At 70.6% G+C, this 20,200-nt stretch carries 21 protein-coding genes; 6 read left to right on the top strand and 15 right to left on the bottom strand.

Going from position 1 to position 20,200, the window contains the following annotated elements:
* Nucleotide 1 precedes the first annotated feature (1 nt).
* The 10 genes from ACIA8L_RS28355 to ACIA8L_RS28400 all read right to left on the bottom strand — a co-directional run bounded on the left by ACIA8L_RS28355 (nucleotide 2) and on the right by ACIA8L_RS28400 (nucleotide 10,942).
* Entirely contained in the window at nucleotides 2-631 is a 630-nt protein-coding gene (locus tag ACIA8L_RS28355; RefSeq protein WP_395909516.1) for a hypothetical protein, read from the bottom strand.
* A complete protein-coding gene (locus ACIA8L_RS28360; protein WP_395909517.1) occupies nucleotides 628-2,310 on the bottom strand; it encodes a putative Ig domain-containing protein in 1,683 nt (560 codons plus the stop codon). The genes ACIA8L_RS28355 and ACIA8L_RS28360 overlap by 4 nt, the downstream gene beginning before the upstream one ends.
* A gap of 9 nt (nucleotides 2,311-2,319) precedes the next feature.
* Nucleotides 2,320-2,883: a type 4a pilus biogenesis protein PilO gene (pilO, locus tag ACIA8L_RS28365; RefSeq protein WP_395909518.1), complete on the bottom strand. Its 564-nt coding sequence runs from the start codon at nucleotides 2,881-2,883 to the stop codon at nucleotides 2,320-2,322.
* On the bottom strand, nucleotides 2,883-4,271 hold the full coding sequence (locus ACIA8L_RS28370; RefSeq protein ID WP_395909520.1) for a hypothetical protein: 1,389 nt from the start codon (nucleotides 4,269-4,271) through the stop codon (nucleotides 2,883-2,885). Before ACIA8L_RS28370 ends, pilO begins: the two co-directional genes overlap by 1 nt.
* Complete coding sequence (pilM, locus tag ACIA8L_RS28375) at nucleotides 4,268-5,290, bottom strand: type IV pilus assembly protein PilM (RefSeq protein WP_395909522.1); 1,023 nt, start codon at nucleotides 5,288-5,290, stop codon at nucleotides 4,268-4,270. Before pilM ends, ACIA8L_RS28370 begins: the two co-directional genes overlap by 4 nt.
* 10 nt (nucleotides 5,291-5,300) lie before the next feature.
* Nucleotides 5,301-6,095 carry a prepilin peptidase gene (locus ACIA8L_RS28380; protein WP_395909524.1) on the bottom strand — a complete coding sequence of 265 codons (795 nt, stop codon included), beginning with the start codon at nucleotides 6,093-6,095 and terminating at the stop codon, nucleotides 5,301-5,303.
* An 84-nt stretch (nucleotides 6,096-6,179) separates the two neighbouring features.
* The gene (locus ACIA8L_RS28385; RefSeq protein ID WP_395909525.1) at nucleotides 6,180-6,653 is read right to left on the bottom strand and encodes a prepilin-type N-terminal cleavage/methylation domain-containing protein; all 474 of its coding nucleotides are present in this window, start codon (nucleotides 6,651-6,653) and stop codon (nucleotides 6,180-6,182) included.
* 193 nt (nucleotides 6,654-6,846) lie between these two features.
* Nucleotides 6,847-8,079, bottom strand: a complete 1,233-nt coding sequence (locus ACIA8L_RS28390) for a type II secretion system F family protein (RefSeq protein WP_395909527.1) — start codon at nucleotides 8,077-8,079, stop codon at nucleotides 6,847-6,849.
* 15 nt (nucleotides 8,080-8,094) lie between these two features.
* Nucleotides 8,095-9,216, bottom strand: a complete 1,122-nt coding sequence (locus tag ACIA8L_RS28395; RefSeq protein WP_395909528.1) for a type IV pilus twitching motility protein PilT — start codon at nucleotides 9,214-9,216, stop codon at nucleotides 8,095-8,097.
* Nucleotides 9,217-9,274: 58 nt separating this feature from the next.
* Complete coding sequence (locus tag ACIA8L_RS28400) at nucleotides 9,275-10,942, bottom strand: GspE/PulE family protein (protein WP_395909529.1); 1,668 nt, start codon at nucleotides 10,940-10,942, stop codon at nucleotides 9,275-9,277.
* Nucleotides 10,943-11,116: 174 nt separating this feature from the next.
* Between ACIA8L_RS28400 and ACIA8L_RS28405 the strand changes: the two genes are divergently transcribed.
* Nucleotides 11,117-12,334, top strand: coding sequence for a hypothetical protein (locus ACIA8L_RS28405; protein WP_395909530.1), 1,218 nt, complete (start codon nucleotides 11,117-11,119; stop codon nucleotides 12,332-12,334).
* On the opposite strand, the gene ACIA8L_RS28410 is transcribed toward ACIA8L_RS28405, so the two are convergent.
* The 4 genes from ACIA8L_RS28410 to ACIA8L_RS28425 form a co-directional block, all read right to left on the bottom strand.
* Nucleotides 12,319-13,173, bottom strand: a complete 855-nt coding sequence (locus ACIA8L_RS28410) for an NAD-dependent epimerase/dehydratase family protein (protein WP_395909531.1) — start codon at nucleotides 13,171-13,173, stop codon at nucleotides 12,319-12,321. The two genes, ACIA8L_RS28405 and ACIA8L_RS28410, sit on opposite strands and share 16 nt — an antisense overlap.
* A 24-nt stretch (nucleotides 13,174-13,197) precedes the next feature.
* Nucleotides 13,198-14,391 carry an LCP family protein gene (locus tag ACIA8L_RS28415; protein ID WP_395909532.1) on the bottom strand — a complete coding sequence of 398 codons (1,194 nt, stop codon included), beginning with the start codon at nucleotides 14,389-14,391 and terminating at the stop codon, nucleotides 13,198-13,200.
* Nucleotides 14,392-14,445: 54 nt separating this feature from the next.
* On the bottom strand, nucleotides 14,446-14,571 hold the full coding sequence (locus ACIA8L_RS28420; RefSeq protein ID WP_395909533.1) for a hypothetical protein: 126 nt from the start codon (nucleotides 14,569-14,571) through the stop codon (nucleotides 14,446-14,448).
* Nucleotides 14,572-14,671: 100 nt separating this feature from the next.
* A complete protein-coding gene (locus ACIA8L_RS28425; RefSeq protein ID WP_395909535.1) occupies nucleotides 14,672-15,718 on the bottom strand; it encodes an isopenicillin N synthase family dioxygenase in 1,047 nt (348 codons plus the stop codon).
* Nucleotides 15,719-15,788: 70 nt separating this feature from the next.
* On the opposite strand from ACIA8L_RS28425, the gene ACIA8L_RS28430 reads away from it, so the two are divergent.
* Genes ACIA8L_RS28430 through ACIA8L_RS28440 form a run of 3 tightly spaced genes read left to right on the top strand, consistent with a single transcriptional unit; the run spans nucleotide 15,789 to nucleotide 17,533 of the window.
* Complete coding sequence (locus ACIA8L_RS28430) at nucleotides 15,789-16,022, top strand: helix-turn-helix domain-containing protein (protein WP_395909536.1); 234 nt, start codon at nucleotides 15,789-15,791, stop codon at nucleotides 16,020-16,022.
* Nucleotides 16,023-16,550, top strand: coding sequence for a Clp protease N-terminal domain-containing protein (locus tag ACIA8L_RS28435; protein ID WP_395909538.1), 528 nt, complete (start codon nucleotides 16,023-16,025; stop codon nucleotides 16,548-16,550).
* Nucleotides 16,547-17,533, top strand: a complete 987-nt coding sequence (locus ACIA8L_RS28440; RefSeq protein WP_395909539.1) for a winged helix DNA-binding domain-containing protein — start codon at nucleotides 16,547-16,549, stop codon at nucleotides 17,531-17,533. The genes ACIA8L_RS28435 and ACIA8L_RS28440 overlap by 4 nt, the downstream gene beginning before the upstream one ends.
* Here ACIA8L_RS28440 and ACIA8L_RS28445 read toward each other — a convergent pair.
* Nucleotides 17,510-18,166 (bottom strand): hypothetical protein, encoded by a 657-nt coding sequence (locus tag ACIA8L_RS28445; protein WP_395909540.1) that lies wholly within the window; start codon nucleotides 18,164-18,166, stop codon nucleotides 17,510-17,512. The two genes, ACIA8L_RS28440 and ACIA8L_RS28445, sit on opposite strands and share 24 nt — an antisense overlap.
* A 60-nt stretch (nucleotides 18,167-18,226) precedes the next feature.
* Here ACIA8L_RS28445 and ACIA8L_RS28450 point away from each other — a divergent pair, with 60 nt between their 5' ends.
* Together ACIA8L_RS28450 and ACIA8L_RS28455 are read left to right on the top strand one after the other, a co-directional pair.
* On the top strand, nucleotides 18,227-19,024 hold the full coding sequence (locus tag ACIA8L_RS28450) for a phosphatase (RefSeq protein ID WP_395909541.1): 798 nt from the start codon (nucleotides 18,227-18,229) through the stop codon (nucleotides 19,022-19,024).
* A gap of 107 nt (nucleotides 19,025-19,131) precedes the next feature.
* Nucleotides 19,132-20,178, top strand: a complete 1,047-nt coding sequence (locus ACIA8L_RS28455; protein WP_395909542.1) for a S1 family peptidase — start codon at nucleotides 19,132-19,134, stop codon at nucleotides 20,176-20,178.
* Nucleotides 20,179-20,200 lie beyond the last annotated feature (22 nt).

Genomic DNA, 20,200 nt, shown 5'->3' on the forward strand with positions numbered 1-20,200 from the left:
CTCAGAGCCTCGCTTCCGGGCAGATGGTGCTCGGGTCCGTGCTGGCCTTGCTGTTCAGCGCGGTGAACTTGAGATCGGTCTTGGCCGCGGTCTGGCCGCGGCCCGGGTTGGACTGCACGTAGAGCACGACCTGCAGCCGCTGGAACGCGGTGTTCTCGGTCGTCTGCATGAGGTTGAACGTGCTCATGACGGTCTTGCCCTGGATGTCCGTCGGGGCGACGACGACGTTGCTGGCCAGGACCGCCCACTTGTTCTGCGGCTTCGTCCCGGTCGGCCACACCTGCCGGCGCAGCACCTTCGTCGCCTTGTACAGCTCCAGCTGCGCGCACTCGGGGGTGCCGCTGGCCGTGCCGGTGTTGACGAACTCGACGAACATGTTGTTGTCGGCGTCGGTGTGCACGGGGCCGAAGCCGGCCGAGTAGCGCAGCTCCCGGTCCAGGCGCAGGAAGGCGTTGTTGAGCTGGGCCTGGGTGGCCGCGACCAGCTCGTTCTTGTTGCCGGCCTGGAACAGCTGCACGATCGCGGTGGTGAAGATGGCCATGACGGCCGACATGATGCCCATCGTCACCGCCATCTCGGCCAGGGTGACGCCGCGGTCATCGCCTCGTCGTCGCAGTACCCGCGAAATCATGTGATTGTCCAGACGAACGCGAAGGCGGACGTTGCCCCGGTCTTGTCGGTGACCGTCAGGTTCACCACGGAGGCGCCGGCCGTGGTCGGGGTTCCGGTGATGGCGCCGGTACTCGGATTGAGCGCGAGCCCGGCCGGAAGGTTCGAGACGGCCCAGGTGTACGGCGCCGTGCCGGCCGTCGCCGCCACCGTGTAGGTCAGCGCGGTGCTCTTCGGGCTGGACTTGTCCGGTGCCGTGAGGGCCGGCGTGGAGATCCGTAGCCCCGTCGGCACCGTGACGTTGACCGGCACGACGGTCGAGTTCGTGACGCCGTTGCTGTCCTTGACGTTGACGGTGATCAGGTAACGCGTCCCGCTCGTCACGGTGCCGGTGACCAGACCGGCCGGGCTCATCGTCAGGCCGGGCGGCAGGTAGGGCGAGGAGAACGTGTAGCCGCCGGAGCCGCCGAACGCCGACACCGAGCCGCTGTAGGCGGCGCCCTTCGTCAGCGCGATCGGGGTCGTCGAGTTGGGGTACTGCACCGCGACCTTCGTGTTCCACTTGAACGTCGCCGTCGCGGTCTGCTTGAACGAGTCCTTCACAGTGACGGTCACGTTGGCGACCGCGGCGGCGCCGGTGGCGGTGCTGCTGCCCTTGATGATGCCGGTGGCCGGGTCGATGCTCAGGCCGCTCGGCAGCCCGGTCGCGCTCCACGTCAGCGCCGGCGTGCCACCGGTGACCGGCACCTGGTAGGAGACCGTCGATCCGGCGTCCCAGGTCTGGTCGGGCACGGTGAGCTTCGGCACCGGGTTGACGACCCAGTTGAACGAGGCGTCGTTGGTGCTCGCGTTGTCCTTCACGACCACGCGGACCACGTAGGTGCCGGGCGTGGTCGGGGTGCCGGTGACCTGTCCGGCGTCGTTGATGGTGATGCCGGCCGGCAGCCCCTCGGGCGCGGACCAGGTCAGTGGCGGGTAGGAGCTGGTCGCGGTCAGCGTCAGCGGGATGATCGGGACGCCGACGTCGCTGGCCTGGTTGCCGGGGTTGTCCGGCAGCGGCGGGGCGACGGTGACGCTCGGGTTGAACACCGGGTCGGTGCTGGACGCGGCGACGAGCGTGTCGGTGATGTAGGAGCACTCACCGCCGGCGCAGGCCCGCGAGTTCTGCCAGGTGACGGCGATGACGACCCGGTAGTAGGCCAGCGGGTTGGGGATCACCGGCGACGGCAGCAGGCAGGACGGGTCGGTCAGCAGCTTCGCCGCGTTGACGACGCAGCTGCCGACGAACCAGTGCCGCTCGAAGCTGGCGTCGTTGACCGGGATGATTTCGGGCTGGACCGGCAGCACCGGGTTGAGACTGGCCGCACCGATCGGCAGCGAGTTGTCGGCGGCCAGGGTCATCGACGACTTCAGCTGGCCGATGTCCAGGCCCGGGATCGGGTCGGAGGTCAGCAGGCCGGTGACGTCGGACAGGCTGCGGCCGACCGGGAGGCTGGAGCCGGGCAGCGACTTGACCAGCTCGACGCCGTCGCTGGCCAGCCGGATCGCCATCTGCAGGCCGCGCTCCTTGTTGACGGTGTTGGTGGTCGAGACGAAGAACGTGGTCAGCGCGGTCATGACCACGCCCATGATGGCGATGGCCGTGAGCGTCTCGACCAGGCTGAACCCATCATCGCCGCGGGGGGTGCGGGAGAGTCTCATGGTCGCCTGCTAGCTGAGGGGGGCGTAGAACGCCTGGAGGTTGATGGTCACGTTGGACTTCTCGGCGCAGCCGCAGCTGCCGGTCGTCGGGGCGAAGTTGAGGCCGCTGATGAGCACCGCGCGCGGCTGGGCGACCTGGAGCTGGTCCAGGAAGGGGTTCATCTTGCTCGTCGGGCCGGCCACGGTGAGGCTCACCGGCAGCGCGTAGACCTGGAAGCCGACCAGGGCCTTGATGTCGACGGCCGCGCCGACCGAGACGCCGCTGACGGTCACGCCGGTCAGCTCGCCGGCGCTCTGCAGCTCGCGCAGGAAGTCGGAGGCCTTGTCGGCGTCCGGCAGCGCGGCCTGGTCCTTGGCCAGGGCGGCCCGGAACTCGTCGATGTGCTCGTGCTGCTGGGCCAGCTCGGCCAGCTCCCGCCGCTGCTTGGCCACCAGCAGCTCGGCGTCGGCGGCCTCGCCGCGGATGGTGTCGGTGTCCTGCTGCTTCGGGCGGATGAAGAACAGGAAGCCGAACGCCACCAAGACGATCGCGAGAAAGGTGCCGCCGAGCAGCCACAACCGGTCGTGTCGCATCACTTGCTCCCGCTGGGGCTGGCCGACGGCGCGGCGCTGGTGAACCGGCCGCCGAGGGCGGCCTTCGTGATGTCGACGCGGATGGTGAACGCCAGGCCCTCGGTGTCCTGCGACACGTCCGACGGGAACGGGTTGGTCACCCCGGCCACGCCGCCCAGCGCGTCGACGTAGGCGGCCACGGTCGCCTTGTTCGCCGCCTTGCCGGTCAGCGTGACGGTGCCGATGATGTCGCCCTCGACCTTGCCGTTCACGGCCTCCTGGCTCAGCGCCGCGGTGACGCCGTTGAGCGTCACGTTCTTCGCGGCCGCGGTGGTGCGCAGCGAGGCCAGGAGCTTCGACCAGGACAGGTCGTAGGCGAGCAGCTTCTGCAGCTGCTGGTCGATCTTCCCGGATTCCGTCTGGATTCGCGTCAGCTCGTCGTACTGCTTGTGCTTCTGCCGCGTCAGGTCCTGACTGGTGTCGAGGATCGCCTGGCGGTCGTCGGCGGCGCTGTTGTTGTCGGCGACGGCCAGGCCGTACCAGCCGACGACCAGCGCCGCGACCAGCACGACGGCGGAGATGACCACGCTGCGGACCCGGCGGACGTGCCTGGTCTCGGAGATCTCCAGGGGTAGCAGGTCGGCGGCGATCGGCAGGATCCGGAACGTGCGCGCGGTGGCGTCCGGGAACGCGGGGTGCGGCGCCCCCTCCCAGGGGCCTTTCCGCGGTGCGACCGGCTCCTGGGCCGCCACCGGCTCCGGCTCCGGCACCGGCACCACGGCCACGGGCGCCGTCGGTTCATCGACCACGGGCTCCCACGTGGGCTCGGCGGCCGGCGGCGCGGTGACCGGCTCGACGGCGACCGGCTCGGGTTCGGCCGGCGGCTCCGGTGGGATCTCGATGGTCGGCGTGCGCGGCTGGACCTCGGCGGCCGGTGGCGCGGCCCACGACGGCAACGCATTGCGGAGGCCCTCCGGCGGCGCGGCCGCAGGGGGTTGGTGCAGGTGCGACTCGAGGACGTCGACCGGCGCGGTCAGCGGGTCGAAGCCGCCGCCGGGCGGTGCGATCGGTGCGGCCGTGGCCTCCTCGGTGGGCAGCACGAACTCGCCGTGGATGTACCGGGGAAACTCGCGGCGCGGGGAAGCGGCGACGACCGGCTCCAGCGCCGGCGGCTCCACCGGTGACACCGGCTCCGCGGTGCCGGCGGGCTCGGCGGGCGGCCAGGCCGGGGGAGGACCCGAGGGCACGAGCGGCACGAGGGGGCCGGCCGCCCCGGCCTCGGCGGCCGCCGCGCGGGCGCGGCGGTCGCGCTCGAACTCGTCCTGGTCGTCGTCCTGGTTCGGGTCCTCGAAGGACGGCAGCACGATACCCGTGAGACGCCCTTCCGGCTCTTTCCAATCGGCATTCATGCCGTCGCCCCCAGCGTCAGGCCGACGGAGATCGCGGCCGAGGCCCGGACCTGCTCCAGGCTGCCGTGGCGGACCCGGCGCAGGCCCCGGACGCGCATCACCGGGTCGACGGCGATCACCTCGACGCCGAGCTGCTCGCGCAGCGCGTCGAGCAGGCCGGGCAGCATGGCCCCGCCGCCGGAGACGGCCAGCCGGCTCACCCGGGCCTGGCGGCCGCCGGCGGTGAGGTAGGCGAAGGAGGAGCCGATCTCGTTGATGAGCGGGCGCACCGACTCGCGCAGGGCGGACGCGCTCGCCGGGTCGGCGTCGGGGCGCAGGCCGATGCGGCACTTGAGGTCCTCGGCCGCCTGCAGCGGCAGGTCGAGCCGGTCGGCGATGGTCTTGGTGATCTCGTTGCCGCCGCGGGGGATGGTGCGCACGATGAGCGGCTCGCCGTCGTGGTGCACGACCACGCTCGTCGCGTGGGCGCCGATGTCGACCAGGGCCTCGACCTGCTCGTCGAGCCGGGACGCGGCCCGCAGCAGTGCGAACGAGGCCAGGTCGACGTGGACCACGTGCAGCTTGGCCGCCTCGACCGCGCGGATCGCGGCCATCACCGGCTCCTTCGGCGCGGCGATGAGCAGCCCGCGGACCGTGTCGCCGCTGGGCTCCTCCAGGGGGTAGAAGTCGATGAGCGAGCGCTCCGGCGGCAGCGGCAGCGCGTCGCGGACCTGGAACGGCAGGGCCTTGCGCATCTCCTTGGCCGGCAGGTTGGCCACGGTTGTCTCGCGGACCACGATCTGCTGGTGGGTGACGCCGAGCGCGACCTTGCGGCTGCGAAACTTGAACGTCGACCACAGCTGCTTGAGCGCCGCGGTGACGGCCGGCTCGTCCTGGACGGCACCGTTCTGCACGACCCCGGGCGGCAGCAGGATGTGGCCGAAGTTGCTGATGATCGGCCCGTCCTTGCTGTTGCTGGTCTCCGCCGCGCGGATGGACACCGTGCCGATGTCCAGCCCGATCAGGTTGACTGCAGCCATCGTGCTCCTTCTACACAGGACCGACGGAGAGGAGGTTGCTGTACCAGGCGGTGATCGGCGCGGCGGCGAACAGCGCCAGCAGCGCGCCGGCCAGCATCGCCGGGCCGAACGGGAGGGCGGTCTTGCGCCCGGCGCGGCCGAAGGCCATCAGGGCCAGGCCGGCGGCGCCGCCGAGGACGAACGCGGCGAGGGTGCCGACGGCGACCGCGGACCAGCCGAGGAAGCCGAGGTAGAGGCCGAGGACGCCGGCCAGCTTCACGTCGCCGAAGCCCATGCCGCCCGGGTACACCACCGACAGCAGGAAGTAGAACGTCCACAGGACGGCCATCGCCAGCAGCCCGCGCAGGCCCGCGGACCAGTCCCGCTCGACGACGACCGCGGGCAGGAGCAGCAGTGGGGCGACGATGTAGGAGGGCAGCACGATCGCGTTGGGCAGGCGCAGGACGTCGAGGTCGATGAGGGCCAGGGCCACGGCGATCGCGGCCAGGTAGAGCCAGGCCGGCAGCATCAGTGGGCGGCCGTCGCCGAAGCGGGCGGCGACGGCCACGAACAGCACGCCGGTGCCGAGTTCGACCAGGGGGTACCGCACGCTGATCTTCGCCGCGCAGTCGGCGCACCGGCCGCGCAGGACGAGCCAGCCGATGACCGGGACGTTGTGCCAGGGGCGCACCGGGGCCATGCACTGTGGACAGTGGGAGGCCGGGCGCAGGAGCGACTCGCCGCGGGGGACGCGGTGGATGACGACGTTGAGGAACGAGCCGACCGCGAGGCCGAGGACGCCGGCGACGACCAGCAGGAACGCCATGGCCAGGTCTCCTTCCCGGGTCGGCGAGGTCGGTGGCGGCCCGCACCCGGTCTGCAGGTGCGGGCCGCCGCCGGACGGTGTGTATTACGGGGTGGCGCTGGCGATGCAGGCGGCCAGGTCGGTCTGGGCGGTCGCCTTCTTGACCGAGCCACCGACGGCCGAGTCGTAGACGTAGATGACCTTGCCGTCGGCGTTCATGCCACAGATGCGGTACGAGGACGTGTTGTTCTTGTACTGCATGCTGTTCTGCGGCGAGAGCGTCGCGGTCTGCGGGGTACCGCCCGTAGCCGTGGCGCCACTCGCGGTGGTGCCGAAGACGAGCTTGTCCGCGGTGCTGCCGCCGCTGAACGGGTACGAGTTGTCGTTCTCCGTGTAGAACTGCTCCACCGCGCTGACGGCGGCGCGCACGTCGGACTCGGCCGACTTGTTGGCCGCGCCCTTGCGGTAGTTCAGGTACATCGGCACGGCGATCGCGACGAGTACACCGATGATGACAACGACGACGAGCAGCTCGACGAGCGTGAACCCGCTTTCGCCGGCGGCACGCTTCTTCTGCATCCTGCGCAGCGTCTGGGTCATGGGTGAGCCTCCTGCTCCCTGGGCGGGTGGGTGATGGCGGCGAGGCTCCGCTGCCTTTTCGCCGGGTGGTGTGGTGTGCGGGTGTTGCGGTGGTGTTCTCAGTAACGGGAACGTCTGGTGCGCTCGCGTTGCCTGCTGTGGTGTCGTCCGGTTGCTTTCATATTTACATTCATCAATTACTTTGGATGTTCTGATAGATCGAGAACATCGGCAGGTACAAGCAGATGATCATGCCGCCGACCACGCCGCCCATGACGAGCACCATGATCGGCTCGATCGACGCGGTGAGTGCCTCGGCCGCGCTGTCGACCTCCCGGTCGTAGAAATCGGCAACCTTTTCGAGCATCTGACTGATTTGGCCGCTCTCTTCGCCGACCTCCACCATTTGGACCACCATGGGCGGGAAAATCTTGTGCTGCCCCAGCTGTGACGACATGGGGCGACCCTCCCGAACGGCCTGTTGCAGGTCCTGCATGGCCGCCGTGATGACGGTGTTGCCGGTGGTGGCGCCGACGACGTCGAGCGCCTGCAGCACGGGCACGCCGACGCCGAGCAGGGTGCCGAGGTTGCGGGAGAAGCGGCTCAGCGCGATCTTCGTGAACAGGGCCCCGAAGACCGGCAGCTTGAGCTTCACCTTGTCGAACCACAGCCGCACGGCCGGATTGCCGGCCATGAGCTGGCGGAACGCGACGGTGCTGACGATCCCGACGATGATCAGCAGCGGGCCCAGCCAGAACAGGGTGTGGCTGGCGGTGACGATGATCTGCGTGGGCAGCGGTAGCTCGCCGCCCAGCTGCTTGAACATCGTCTCGAAGATGGGCACGATGAAGATCAGGACCGCGCTGATCATGACCGCGGTGAAGGCGAGGACGATCACGGGGTACGTCAGCGCACTCTTGATCTTCCCGCGGAGCGCCGCGTCCTTCTCGAAGTTGGTCGCGATGCGGTCCAGGGCGTTGTCGAGGAAGCCGCCCGTCTCGCCGGCCCGGATCATCGCGACCATGAGCGTCGGGAACACCTTCGGGTGCTTGCCCAGCGCCGCGGAGAGTGACATGCCGCCCTCGATGTCGGAGCGGACCTCGCCCAGCGCCTTCTTCAGCGACGGCTTCCGGGACTGGTCCTCCAGCACCGCGAGGGAGCGCAGCAGCGTCATGCCCGACTGTGTCATCGTGGCGAACTGCCGCGCGAAGACGGACAGGTCCTTCAGCGTCGTGCGGTCGCCGAGCCCGGGAATCCGGACGTCGCGCTTCATGAGCGTGTCGGCGCTGGTGATGGCCAGGGGGGTCAGGCCCTGCTGGCGCAGCGCCTGTGCGGCCGCGAGCTCGTTGGACGCCTCGATCTTGCCCTTGGCGCGCTTCCCGTCCTGCCCGATGGTCTGGTACTCGTACGTCTTCGTGGCAACCATGAGTGACCCCTCGCGCTACTGCCGCCCGGCGAGCCGGCGGAACTCCTCGGCCGAGTGGCACAGCTCCAGCGCCGCCTCGTAGGTGATGAGCTGCTGGCGGACCCGCTCGGCCAGGTGCTGGTCGAACGAAAGCATTCCCTCGTTGCCGCTGGACTGCATGAACGACGGGATCTGGTGGTTCTTGCCCTCGCGGATCAGGTTCCGGATCGCGGGCGTGGCGAACATGATCTCGGTGATGATGGTCCGGCCCTGCCCGTCGGCCCGGGGCGCGAGCGCCTGGGTCACCACCCCCTGCAGGGCGTTGGACAGCTGCGCGCGGACCTGCTGCTGCTGGTGCGGCGGGAAGATGTCGATGACCCGGTCGACGGTCTGGGCCGCGCTCTGCGTGTGCAGGGTGGCCAGCACCAGGTGGCCGGTCTCGGCCGCGGTCAGCGCGGTCGAGGTGGTCTCCAGGTCGCGCAGCTCGCCGACGAGGATGATGTCCGGGTCCTGCCGCAGCGCGTGCTTGAGGGCGAGGGAGAACGACTGCGTGTCGGCACCGACCTCGCGCTGGTTGACCAGGCAGCGCTTGTGCTCGTGGAGGAACTCGATCGGGTCCTCGATGGTCACGATGTGCGCGGAGCGGGTCCGGTTGGCCAGGTCCAGGATCGCGGCCAGGGTCGTCGTCTTGCCGGAGCCGGTTGGGCCGGTGACCAGCACCAGGCCGCGGTGCAGGTGCGCGAACCGGGCCACCTGCTCCGGTACACCCAATTGATCGAGGGGTTTGATGTTGTGCGGGATGGCCCGGAACGCGGCGCCGAACGAGCCGCGCTGGTTGTAGAGGTTCACGCGGAACCGGGAGACGCCCTCGATGGCGTAGGCGAAGTCGAGCTCCTGGATCTCCAGGAACTGTCGCCACTGGCTGTCGTTCGTGACCGCGGCCCGGGCCAGCATCTCGCAGTCCTCGGGGGTGAGGTCGTCGTAGCCGGGGAGGTACCGCAGCCCGCCGTTGATCCGGACGGTCGGCGGCGCCCCGACGGTCAGGTGCAGGTCCGAGCCGCCGACCCGGACCAGCGACACCAGCATCGCGTCCAGGGACGCCCGTTCGTCGCTCGTGGCCGTGCGGGAGAGCAGGGCACCGGGAATGGTTTGTGTCACGAGCGCTCCTCGCGGGTAAAAGATCTCACTCGCCAGATCGGCCGCGACCAGCCCGTTCTTAGACCGCGACGCGGACCACTTCGGGGATGGAGGTCTGCCCCTCGGCGGCCTTCGCCAGGCCGTCGACGCGCAGGTCCAGCAGCCCCTCCCGATACGCGACGGCCTGGATCTCGTGGGCCGAGGCCCGGTCGATGGCGAGCTTCTCGATGTCCGGCGAGACCGGCATCACCTCGTGCAGGGCGAGGCGGCCGCGGTACCCGGTGTTGGCGCACGATCGGCAGCCGACCGGCCGCCACAGCGTCTCGGGGGTGCCGAGCAGGTCGTAGGGCCAGCGGGCGCCGATGAGCTCGGCCTCGTTGGGGGTGTATTCGGTCTTGCACCAGTCGCACAGCCGCCGCGCGAGCCGCTGGGCCAGCACGCAGTCGACCGACGAGCCGACCAGGAACGGCTCGATGCCCATCTCGACGAGCCGGGTCACCGCGCTCGGCGCGTCGTTGGTGTGCAGTGTGGACAGCACCAGGTGACCGGTGAGCGCGGCCTCGACCGCGAGCTGGGCGGTGGTCCGGTCGCGGACCTCACCGATCAGCACGACATCGGGGTCGGAGCGCAGGATGGCCGGCAGCACGGCCGCGAACGTCAGCCCGGCCTTGTGGTCGACCTGCACCTGGTTGACGCCCGGCAGCCGGTACTCGACCGGGTCCTCGACGGTGATGATGTTGACGGTGGGCTTGCTGATCTCGGCCAGCGTCGCGTAGAGCGTCGTCGACTTGCCCGAGCCGGTGGGCCCGGTCACCAGCAGCATCCCGTGGGGCTTGTTGAAGGAGGTGGCGAAGCGCTCGTAGTTGCGCTGGCTGAACCCGAGCTTGGTCAGCTTCAGGTCCATCCCGCTGGTGTCGAGCACCCGCAGCACGATCTTCTCGCCCCATACCGTCGGCAGGGTCGCGGTGCGCAGGTCGACCTGGCGCTGGTTCAGGTCCACGGTGATGCGGCCGTTCTGCGGGACCCGGCGCTCGGTGATGTCGACGTTCGACATGATCTTCAGCCGGGAGATCAGGGCCGCCTGCACGTGCTTGGGGACGGTGTCGACCTCGTGCAGGACGCCGTCGATGCGGTACCGCACCCGCATGTTGTGCTCGCCCGGCTCCAGGTGCAGGTCGGAAGCGCGGTTGACGATGGCCTGCTCGATCAGCGAGTTGACGTAGCGCACGATGGGCGCGTCCTCGTTGGCGCTGATGTTCGAGACCGCCGGCGCGGACTCGGCGGCCAGGCTCTCGGCGACCTCGCCGAGGTCGTTCTCCTCGCGCTTGAGCCGGTCGATGATCTTGCGCAGCTCGGAGCGCGCGACCACGACCGGCCGCACGGTGAGCCCGGTCGCGGCCCGCACGTCATCCAGCGCCAGCACATCACCCGGGTCGGTGATGCCGACGGTGATCTCGTGCTCGGTGAGGGCGATGCCGAGCACCCGGTGCCGCAGCACCAGCGCCATCGGGATCTTGGTGACGGCGGCCGGGTCGATCGGGTGGCCGACCAGGTCGAGCGTGGCGATCCCGTACGCGTCCGCGGACGCCTCGGTGAGCTGATCCTCGGTGACGACGTGGTCGTTGATGAGCACAGCGCGGATCGACCGGCCGGTGCGCTCGGCCTCCTCGGCCGCGCGGTCGACAGCCGCTGGATCGGCCCCGCGTTGCTTCAGCGCGTCCAGAAGCGGCCTGAACGTCTGGTACATCTCACCCCCGTGTCACTGCATGGCTTATCGGCGGCAATCCGGGTGAGTTTCGGGTTTCACCCCGGGCGCGTCGGCCGCCCGCGTTGACGCGGCCGGATGGCGTCGTGAGGATGCTTCGCTGTGTCGGTTGCCGTCGTGGAAGAACCCAGAAACGGATTGCCCGGCAATATCAGCATGTGGCGCGCGCGGTGGCTGCTGCTGCGCTACGGGGGCCGCCAGCCGGGGGACCCCTCGTATCCGGGGGTGCCCGCCGCCGCCCAGGCCGAGCTGCTGGCGCTGGTCGCCGAGGTGGCGGCCCGGGTCGGCGTGGCCCGGCCGGACGCCGTGCTGCTCACCGGCTTCGGGATGATCCGCTCGTGGGTCAGCCGCCGGCGCCGCCTGCTGCTGGTGGGGCTGCCGCTGCTGCAGTGCCTGACGGTGGACGAGGTGCGGGCGCTCGTCGCGCACGAGCTCGCCGTCGTCGACCACCGCCGGGCCCACCTGGTGGTGCGGCTGCGCGCGCTCTACGAGGAGGCCGTCGACCCGCTTTCCATCGCGCCGTCGGCCCGGGCCGAGACGATCGCCCGGGCCACCCGCGACTTCGCCGCCGCCTTGGAGCGCAAGGCCGACCAGGCGGCCAGCTCGGCGTCGGGGATGCACACCGCGGCCCGGGCGGTGGTCAAGGCCGACCTCGCCGCGTTCGAGTTCGCCGACCTCGCGTTCGACGTCGAGGAGCAGGTCTGGCAGCGCACCAGCGCCGCCGTCCAGGACCTCCACGCGGGCTGGCGGGAGGCGGTGCGGGCCGGGTCCGTCACCGCCGTGCTCGACGATGACACGCGCACCGCGCTGATGGCCCGTCACCCCAGTCTGGCCGGGGCGATCGCGTCACTGTCGCCCGCGCACGTCGCGCTCCGGGTGGTCGACGCCGTGCCGCTGGTACCACTGCCGCCCGATCTTGAAAGGGAGCTCGCCCGGCACGTCCTGCGCCGCGAGAGCGATCAGTGGGTCACGTTCGCCGCGCTGCCGGCCGGCCCCGACTGGCTCGAGCGGCAGGCCCGGGCCGTCGCCGAGCAGGTGGCCACGCTGCTGCGCCGCCCGCCGACCGGGCCGGCCGAGGTGGTGGAGGTGCTCCTGACCCGGCTCGACGAGCTGGTGGCGGCGAACTGGCCGGCCCAGCCCGAGCCGCCCGCCGAGCCGGAGGAGCTCGACGGGACGCCGTCGGTGGTCGTGGTGGCCGAGGCGGCGCTGACCGCGCAAGGCTGGCGGCGTGTCCACCCGGCGGCGGCCGGAGTCCTGATCAGCCCGGACGGTGAGCAGCAGAATCTCGGGTTGCTGGCCCGGGCCGCCCAGGACTCGCCGGCCGCGCTGGCGGTGCTGCTCGAACTGTTGTCGCGTGATCAGCTCTCGACGTGATCGCGCCAGGAATGGCTCGGTTCGTAGCCGAGCACTTCGCGAGCCGTGTCGATCGCGAGCAACGTCTCGAATTCCTGCAGAGGCCTTTTCAGGGGTACTGCCGGGAAGACCTCGCGCATCAGATCGGCCGACGGGCGGTTCATGATCGTGTCGGCGGCCGCGATGATGTAGGAGGACGAGTTTCGTATTGGAGCCGTGAGCGCCAGGCGGCAGGCCGCGGCCACGTCCCGCGCGTCCACGTAGCCCCACAGGTTCCACTTGCGGGCGTGCGCGTCGGCCCAGTAGCCGGGCACGGCCGCGTAGTCCTCGGGCACGTGGACGTTGGACAGCCGCAGCCCCACGAACGGGATGCCGCTCCAGCCGGAGACCTCCCGGGCCAGGGTCTCGCCGACGACCTTCGACAGCGCGTAGGTCGTCGTCGGGAACGGGAAGTGCTCCTCGTCGACCGGTGCGTAGCGCGGCGGCGTGTCGAACGGCAGGCCCAGCGTCGTCTCACTCGACGACCAGACGACCCGTCCGAGCCCGGCCGCCTGCGCGGCGAGGAACACGTTGGCGTTCATGGCCGAGTTGCGGTTGAAGGTCACCGCGGGCGTATACATCCCCGGCGCCGGAATGTTCGCCAGGTGTACCACCGCATCGGCTTCTTGCAGCACTTCGAACGCCTGACCGTAGTCCGTCAGGTCGGCCACCAGCAGCGGCGTGCCCAGGTGCGGGATGGACAGATGGCCGGCCGGGCCTACGGCGTCCGTGGCGACCACGGAGTGGCCGTGGGCGAGCAGCTCTTCCACAACGACTCGACCGGTCTTGCCGTTGGCACCGGTGACGACGATCCTCGACATGGATCCTTTTCTACCCGGCTCCGCTCAGGAGCCGCTGACCAGGTCGGTGTGGGCGGTGACGAACGTCTCCACCGTGTCGTGGCGGACCGCCTCCAGCAGCTCCAGGGTGCTGTCGTCGAGCGCCTCGGCCCCCGGCTGCTCGGCCGACTCGTGGAACGTGCCGTTGTTCGACTTGATGGTCAGCAGGTTGTCCCCGCCGATGCCCTTCATGGCGAAAATCCAGTCCTGCAGCGCGATGCCGCCGGAGTCGATGGTCATCGACTGGCCGACCACGTCGAGGATCTGCTTGAGCCGGGCCGGGTCGGTGAGCACGTCCCGGCTCGCGATCCCGCGGAACAGCGCCTTGATGAACTGCTGCTGGTGGCGCTGGCGGTCGTAGTCGCTGTGCGGGAGCGTGTCGCGCTGGCGCACGTAGTCGAGGGCCTGCCACGGCTCCAGGTGCTGGTAGCCGACGTGGTAGGTCTGCGGGGTGACCCCGGCGACGGGGATCAGGTCGGTGCCGCCGGAGGCGTTGAAACGCTGGATGTAGGGGACCTTCGTCTCGCCCTTGGCGTTGTGGCCGATGTGCACGGAGCGGGTCTCCTGGTCGACGTACATGTCGACGCCGCCGAGCACCTCGACGACCTTGGTGAAGCCGGCGAAGTCGACGATCGCGGCCGCGTCGAAGGTGAGGCCCCAGTTCTCCTCGAGCGTCCGCGCCAGCAGGGCCATGCCGTGCCGGCGCTGCTCCCGGCCGGTGAGCTTCAGCCCGCCGACGGCGAACGCCGCGTTGATTTTGTCGTGACCGCCGAGATACCGGGACTCCCCGTTGCTGAACGGCGGGATCCGCACCCACGTGTCGCGGGGGATCGAGATGAGGTACGCCGAGCGATGGTCGGCGGGAATGTGCACGACGATGATCGAGTCGGACCGCACGGCCTCGGACGGGTCCTGGCCGGGCCGGGTGTCGGTGCCGACCAGCAGGATGGTCTTCGCACCGCTGATGCTGACGTGGCGGCCCTGCTGCTCGGCCGCGGGGACGATGAGGTCGTCCTGCCGCACGCTGCCGGTGAGATAGCCGACGAACAGGTCCTTGGCGACGTAGGCGCCGCCGGCCAGCATCATCATGATCGCGCCGATCACCATGAGCGAGCGCGCCCATCTCGGGTCGGTACGCCGCCGCTTGATCCTCTGAAGGGGGCTGGTCTCCTCGGTCGGGGCCTCTTCGAGTTGCAGCACGCGCTCGTTGGCTCCCTCTCGAGGGCTGACCGGCGATCGCCGCCGACGGCCTCGTCAGCCGCCGACGGCGATCACCGCGATCACGATCAGGCTCACGAAGGCAGCCAGGAAGACGAGCATGCCCTGTTCGCTGTCGAGCTTGGTCAGCTTGCGGGTCGTGGTGGGGGTCGGGGTGGTCATCGTCGCCTCCTGTGCGCGGTGTGGTGACTCATACGCTACGAACACCGTGAACAGGTTTGATCCCGTGAACGTGCCATGCGTTCATGGCCCGCCCGCAGGGTTAACCGGCCACACCCGTCGGGGGTAACGGTGCTGCGCCGTCCTCGTTGACGTCCGCGATCAGCTCAGGGAACACCTTGCCCACCTTCGCCACGAGATAATCCCCATACGTCCCGGTAAATGCGCGCAGATCCTGCCCGTCCCAGCGGTTCGCATGGCTGGCCCGGAGCGAAGCGGAGCGGTCGGCCGTTGTCGTGTCGGTCGCATTGGTATCGGTGCCCGTCCGGCCCGGCAGCGGCGGGACCTCGGCCGCGAAGTCGGGGTCGAAGAAGAACGGGAACGACAGCCGCTCGTTGCCGCTGGTGTTGCGCACGCGGTGGGGCGTGGAGCGATACCAGCCCCCGGTGAGCCGGTCCAGCATGTCGCCGATGTTGCACACGAAGGTGTTCTCGATCGGCGGGGCGTCGATCCAGCCGTCGTCCTGCTTGACCTGCAGCCCGCCGTTGCCGTCCTGCAGCAGCAGGGTCAGCAGCCCGTAGTCGGTGTGCTCGCCGACGCCCCAGTCCGTGGCCCGCGGCGGGCTGGGCGGGTAATGGAAGATGCGGAAGAGCACGGTGGGGTTGCGGGTGTACCCGGCGGCGAAGTAGTCCGCGGGCAGGTCCAGGCTCTGGGCGACCCCGCGCAGCACGGCCTGGGCGGTGTCGGTGAGCGCGGAGATGTACTCCAGAACCGTTTCTTTGAGGTCCGGCACCTGCCGGGGGAAGAGGTTGGCGCCGTGCAGGGGCAGCCGCGCCGCCGGCTCCTCCGTCCCGAAGTACAACCCCTCCTTGCGGTCCGGCACCCCGGACGTCAGCTCGCCGCCGACGGGGAAGAAGCCGCGCCAGGCCCGGCCCCCGTGGACCATGGCGATCTCGGCCTTCTGCTCCTCGGGAAGCGCGAAGAACGTCCGCGCGCCCGCGTCGAGCCGCTGGATCAGGCCGGGGTCCACGCCGTGGCCGGCAATGTAGAAGAAGCCGCTGGCCCGGCAGGCCTGTTCGATCTCCCGGGCGGCCTGTTCGTCGTGACCGTGTTGCCGGAGTTCGGTGATGTCGATGATGGGGAGTTCCACGTCTTGCACGGTAGGCGTCCTGGCGTCAACTTGGGTTGACATCCGACCGAGTGTCAACTAAGGTTGACGCATGACGGAGGCAAGCGACCTCGCGAACGCCGCGGCCAGCGCCGACCCGCGGGTCGGCCTGCGCGCCGCGGTGGCCCTGCGCCGCCTCGCCGACGCGCTGGAGACGCTCCAGGTCGACAACGCTCGCCGGCAGGGGTGGTCGTGGCAGGAGATCGCCGACGCGCTCGACGTGTCGCGGCAGGCGGTCCACAAGAAGCACGCCGGTCGGGCTGTGCCCGCAAACGAGGAGGCGTAGATGTTCGAGCGGTTCACCAAGGCGGCCCGCACCGTGGTGCAGGAGGCCAGGAACGAGGCCGATGCACTCGGCCACACCCAGTTCGGCACCGAGCACCTCGTGCTGGGCATTTTGCGCACGGACGGCGGGCTGCTGACGGGGGCCGGCGTCCGGTACGACGAGTATCGGGCGGCGGTCGCGGCCGGTGACGACGCGGCCGCGCTGCGCTCGATCGGCATCGACCTCGACGCCGTACGGGCCAGCGTCGAGCAGACCTTCGGCCCGGGCGCACTGGAGCGGGCCGAGCCGGCCGAGCGCGGCGGGTTCCTGTTCCGCCGCTCGAAGCTGCCGGCCCGGTTCAACAACGGCGGCAAGAAGGCCCTGGAGCTGTCGCTGCGGGTGGCGATCGCCCGCGGCGACAAGTTCATCGGCACCGAGCACCTCCTGCTGGGCGTGCTCAAAGAGGAGCGCAGTGCCGGGGCGCGGCTGCTCCGGGAGCGCGGCGTGACCTACGACTCGGTGCTCGCCGCGCTTCGGCCGGCCGCGTGACGGTACTGTCCGCCCGGGCCCTGAACCGCGCGCTGCTGGCCCGGCAGCTGCTGCTGGAGCGGGTGGACCGGCCGGCGCCGGCGGTCCTGGAGGCGATGGGCGGGCTGCAGGCGCAGTACGCACCCTCGATGTACATCGGGCTCTGGACCCGCATCGCCGCCTTCGATCGCGCGTCGCTGACCCGGCAGCTGGAGCGGCGCGAGGTCGTCCAGGCGACCCTGCTGCGCTCGACCATCCACCTCGTGTCGCGGGCCGACTACTGGCCGTTCGCCGTCGCCGTCCGCGAGTTCCGGCCGGCGATGGACCCGGCGCTGGCGGACGCGCTCGAGGCCGCGGTCGAGCGGCTGCGCGAGGGGCCCGTGCGCCGGACCGACCTCGGCCCCGAGATCCGCCAGCGCGTGCACTACTACCTGGACCTGGTGCGCGTGCCGCCGGCGGGCACGTGGGAGCGGCGCCGGGCCGACGTCTACGGGCTCGCCGACGACTGGCTCGGGCCGGCCGCGGTGGCGGTTCCGGCGGCGCGGGAGTTGCTCGTGCGGCGGTACCTCACCGCGTTCGGCCCCGCCCACCGCTCGGAGATCGCGGGCTGGGCCGGCCTGCCCCCCGCCGTCGTCGCGGGCGTGCTGGCCGGCATGGACCTGATCACGTTCCGCGACACCCGCGGCCGGGAGCTGGTCGACCTCCCGGACGCGCCGCTGCCCGACCCGGAGACACCGGCGCCGGTCCGCTTCCTGCCGACCTACGACGCGACCCTGCTCGTACACGCCCGCCGCACGCTGATCCTGCCCGAGGAGCACCGGTCCAAGGTGTTCCATGTGCGGATGCCGCAGTCGATCGGCACGTTCCTGGTCGACGGCCAGGTGGCGGGCACGTGGACGTTCACCGGCGACCGCATCGCCTGGGAGCCGTTCGAGAAGCTTTCTTTGTTTTCGCGGCGAGCGCTCGATGCTGAGGCCGAGCTACTCCGCGCTTTCCACGTCTGAGCGGTCCTGCATCTCCCACAGGTGGTCCAGGACGTGCCAGACGAAGCGGCGGGCGGCGTAGCGGGCCGTCCAGCCCTTCTCGGTGAGCGGCCCGCCGTCGCTGGGCCGGCCCAGGGTCTCGACCGCGGCCGCCCGCAGCTCGTCGATCGCGGCCCGGTCGCCCAGCGCCGGCGGCCGGAGCTTGACGCCGATCTTGCGCAGGTAGGCGGCCTCGGACTCCAGCACGTGGCCGATCATCTTGTCGCGGTCCCGGCCGCCACCGCGCGGGCCCTTGCGCAGCGCCTCGGGGGCGGTCCCGGCGTACTCGTCGAACGCCGCCCAGGCCGCCTGCAGCAGCTTCGTGTGCCGGGCCGCGATCGCGGCGGTGACCGGCTGAGCGTCCGACTCCGGGCGTCCGTCGGGCGCGCCGAACTCGGTCGTGGCGGTGCCAGGCACCCGCTCGGCCACGGTGAGCCGGGGCGCGGCCGGGAATTTGTAGCCGGCCGCGGTCGCGATGGGCGCGTAGCGCGGGCCGTAGGCGGTGAGCGCCTCGATCGCGTCCTCCTCGCTCTTGCCGAACCGTCCCCACCCGGGCCAGTCGACAGCCCCGGCGAAGACCTTCTTCTTGCCTGTCTCGAGGTAGATCTCGGCCATAGCTGTGACCTTAAGCCCGATGTCTCGGCGGTGTAACGACTGGTACCTACCATTGCTCCTATGCACCCCCTTGTGAATCACCTTCGTGAATCCCTGCTCGCCGGCGATGTCGAGACCACCCGCGCGTCCAACCACGGCAACGCGGCCGCCTTCGCCGAGGGTCGCGAGGGGTACCTCTTCGGCCTGCCTCCGCTCAAGGCGTGGACGCACGCCGAGGTGCTCGCCGTCATGGCCGAACGGGTCGGCATCGACCCCGATCCGGAGCGCTCCACCGGCACCGACGTCATCGACCCGGAGAAGACCGCCCGCGCGCTGGAGCGCATGCGGGACCGGCTCACCCTGGCCGCGCGGCGCCAGGAGCGGGTGATCGTGGCGACCGGGCATCCGGCCGGGATCATCGAGGTGCACATGGCGGTGGCGGCGGCGCTCAAGGCGGCCGGCTGCGAGCTGCTCCAGCCGGCCGCGGGCGTGCCGTTCGAACGGCCGGGCCGGTATGACGGGCGCGAGCTTTCGCTGGCGGTGCGGTACATCGGCGGCGTCGCGGTGGCGGCCGAGAAGGCCATCGCGCTCTGGCACACCCACTCGCCCGACGGCATGCGGGCGATGCTGGCCGAGCTCGAGGCGACCGGGGCGGCGCTGCCGGACCTCGTCGTCGCCGACCACGGCTTCGCCGGTGCGGCCGCGGCGGCCGGGCTCGACGTGGTCTCGTTCGCCGACAGCAACGATCCGGCCCTGTTCGTCGGCGAGGCCGAGGGGCGCGTCTCGGTGACGGTGCCGATCGACGACAACGTGCAGCCGCACCACTACTGGCCGGTCAGCGCCTTCCTGCTGGAGGGGGTACTCGGCGCAATGGTATGACTCGGGTGCTATGAGGCAAATTGCCGGTGAATCTTGTGTGGGGATCCTTTCCGATGGAAGCATCGGTCGCGGCCGATATTTATCGGCTCCGATATTGGGAGGCCCACGTGAGACCCACCAAGACCTCATCCCGGCTGATCGCGGCGATCGTCGCCGGTCTGGCCGCCGGTGCCGTGGTCACGCCGTCCTCGGCCCTCGCGGCCCCGGACGCGACGGCGCTCGCCGCGAAGACGTCCGACGCCCTCGTCGCGCAGCTCGGCACCCGGGCGGCCGGCGCCTACTACGACACGGCCAGCGGCAAGATGGTCGTCAACGTCACCGACGCGTCCACCGCGGCGACCGTCGAGGCCAGCGGCCTCGTCGCCCGCAAGGTCGAGCACAGCGGGGCCGAACTGGCGAGAATCACCACGACCCTCGGCGCCAAGGCCTCGATCCCGGGCACCGCCTACGCCGTCGACCCGGTAGCCAACCAGGTCGTCTACTCCATCGACCCGACCGTCCCGGCCGAGCAGGTCAAGACCGTCGAAGCCCTCGTCGCGAGCCTCGGCAGCGGCGCCCGCATCGAACGCCTCGGCGCCCCGCTCACCCTGACCATCTCCGGCGGCCAGGCGATCTACGCCGGCGGTTCGCGCTGCTCCCTCGGCTTCAACGTGGTCAGCGGCAGCACCTACTACTTCCTGACCGCCGGTCACTGCACCAACATCGGCTCGACGTGGACCACCAGCAGCGGCTCCGTCCTCGGCACCCGCGCCGGCACCAGCTTCCCCGGCAACGACTACGGCATCGTCCGCTACGCCGCGGGCGTCACCCACGCCGGCAACGTCTCCCTCGGCGGCAGCTCCTACCAGGAGATCACCACCGCCGCGAACGCGTTCGTCGGCGAGGCGGTCCGTCGCAGCGGCAGTACCACGGGCGTCCGCAGCGGCTCCGTGACCCAGCTCAACGCGACCGTCACGTACTCGCAGGGCTCGGTGTCCGGCCTCATCCGCACCACCGTCTGCGCCGAGCCGGGCGACAGCGGCGGCTCGCTGTTCGACGGCACGAAGGCCATCGGTCTTACGTCGGGTGGCAGCGGCAACTGCTCCAGCGGCGGCGTGACCTACTTCCAGCCGGTCACGGAACCCCTGGGTGTGTACGGGGTCAGCATCTACTGAGGTTGCTGCTTTCCGCTTTCTC

Origin of the sequence: Dactylosporangium sp. NPDC051541 (genome assembly GCF_044454505.1) — a bacterium.
Classification (GTDB): domain Bacteria; phylum Actinomycetota; class Actinomycetes; order Mycobacteriales; family Micromonosporaceae; genus Dactylosporangium.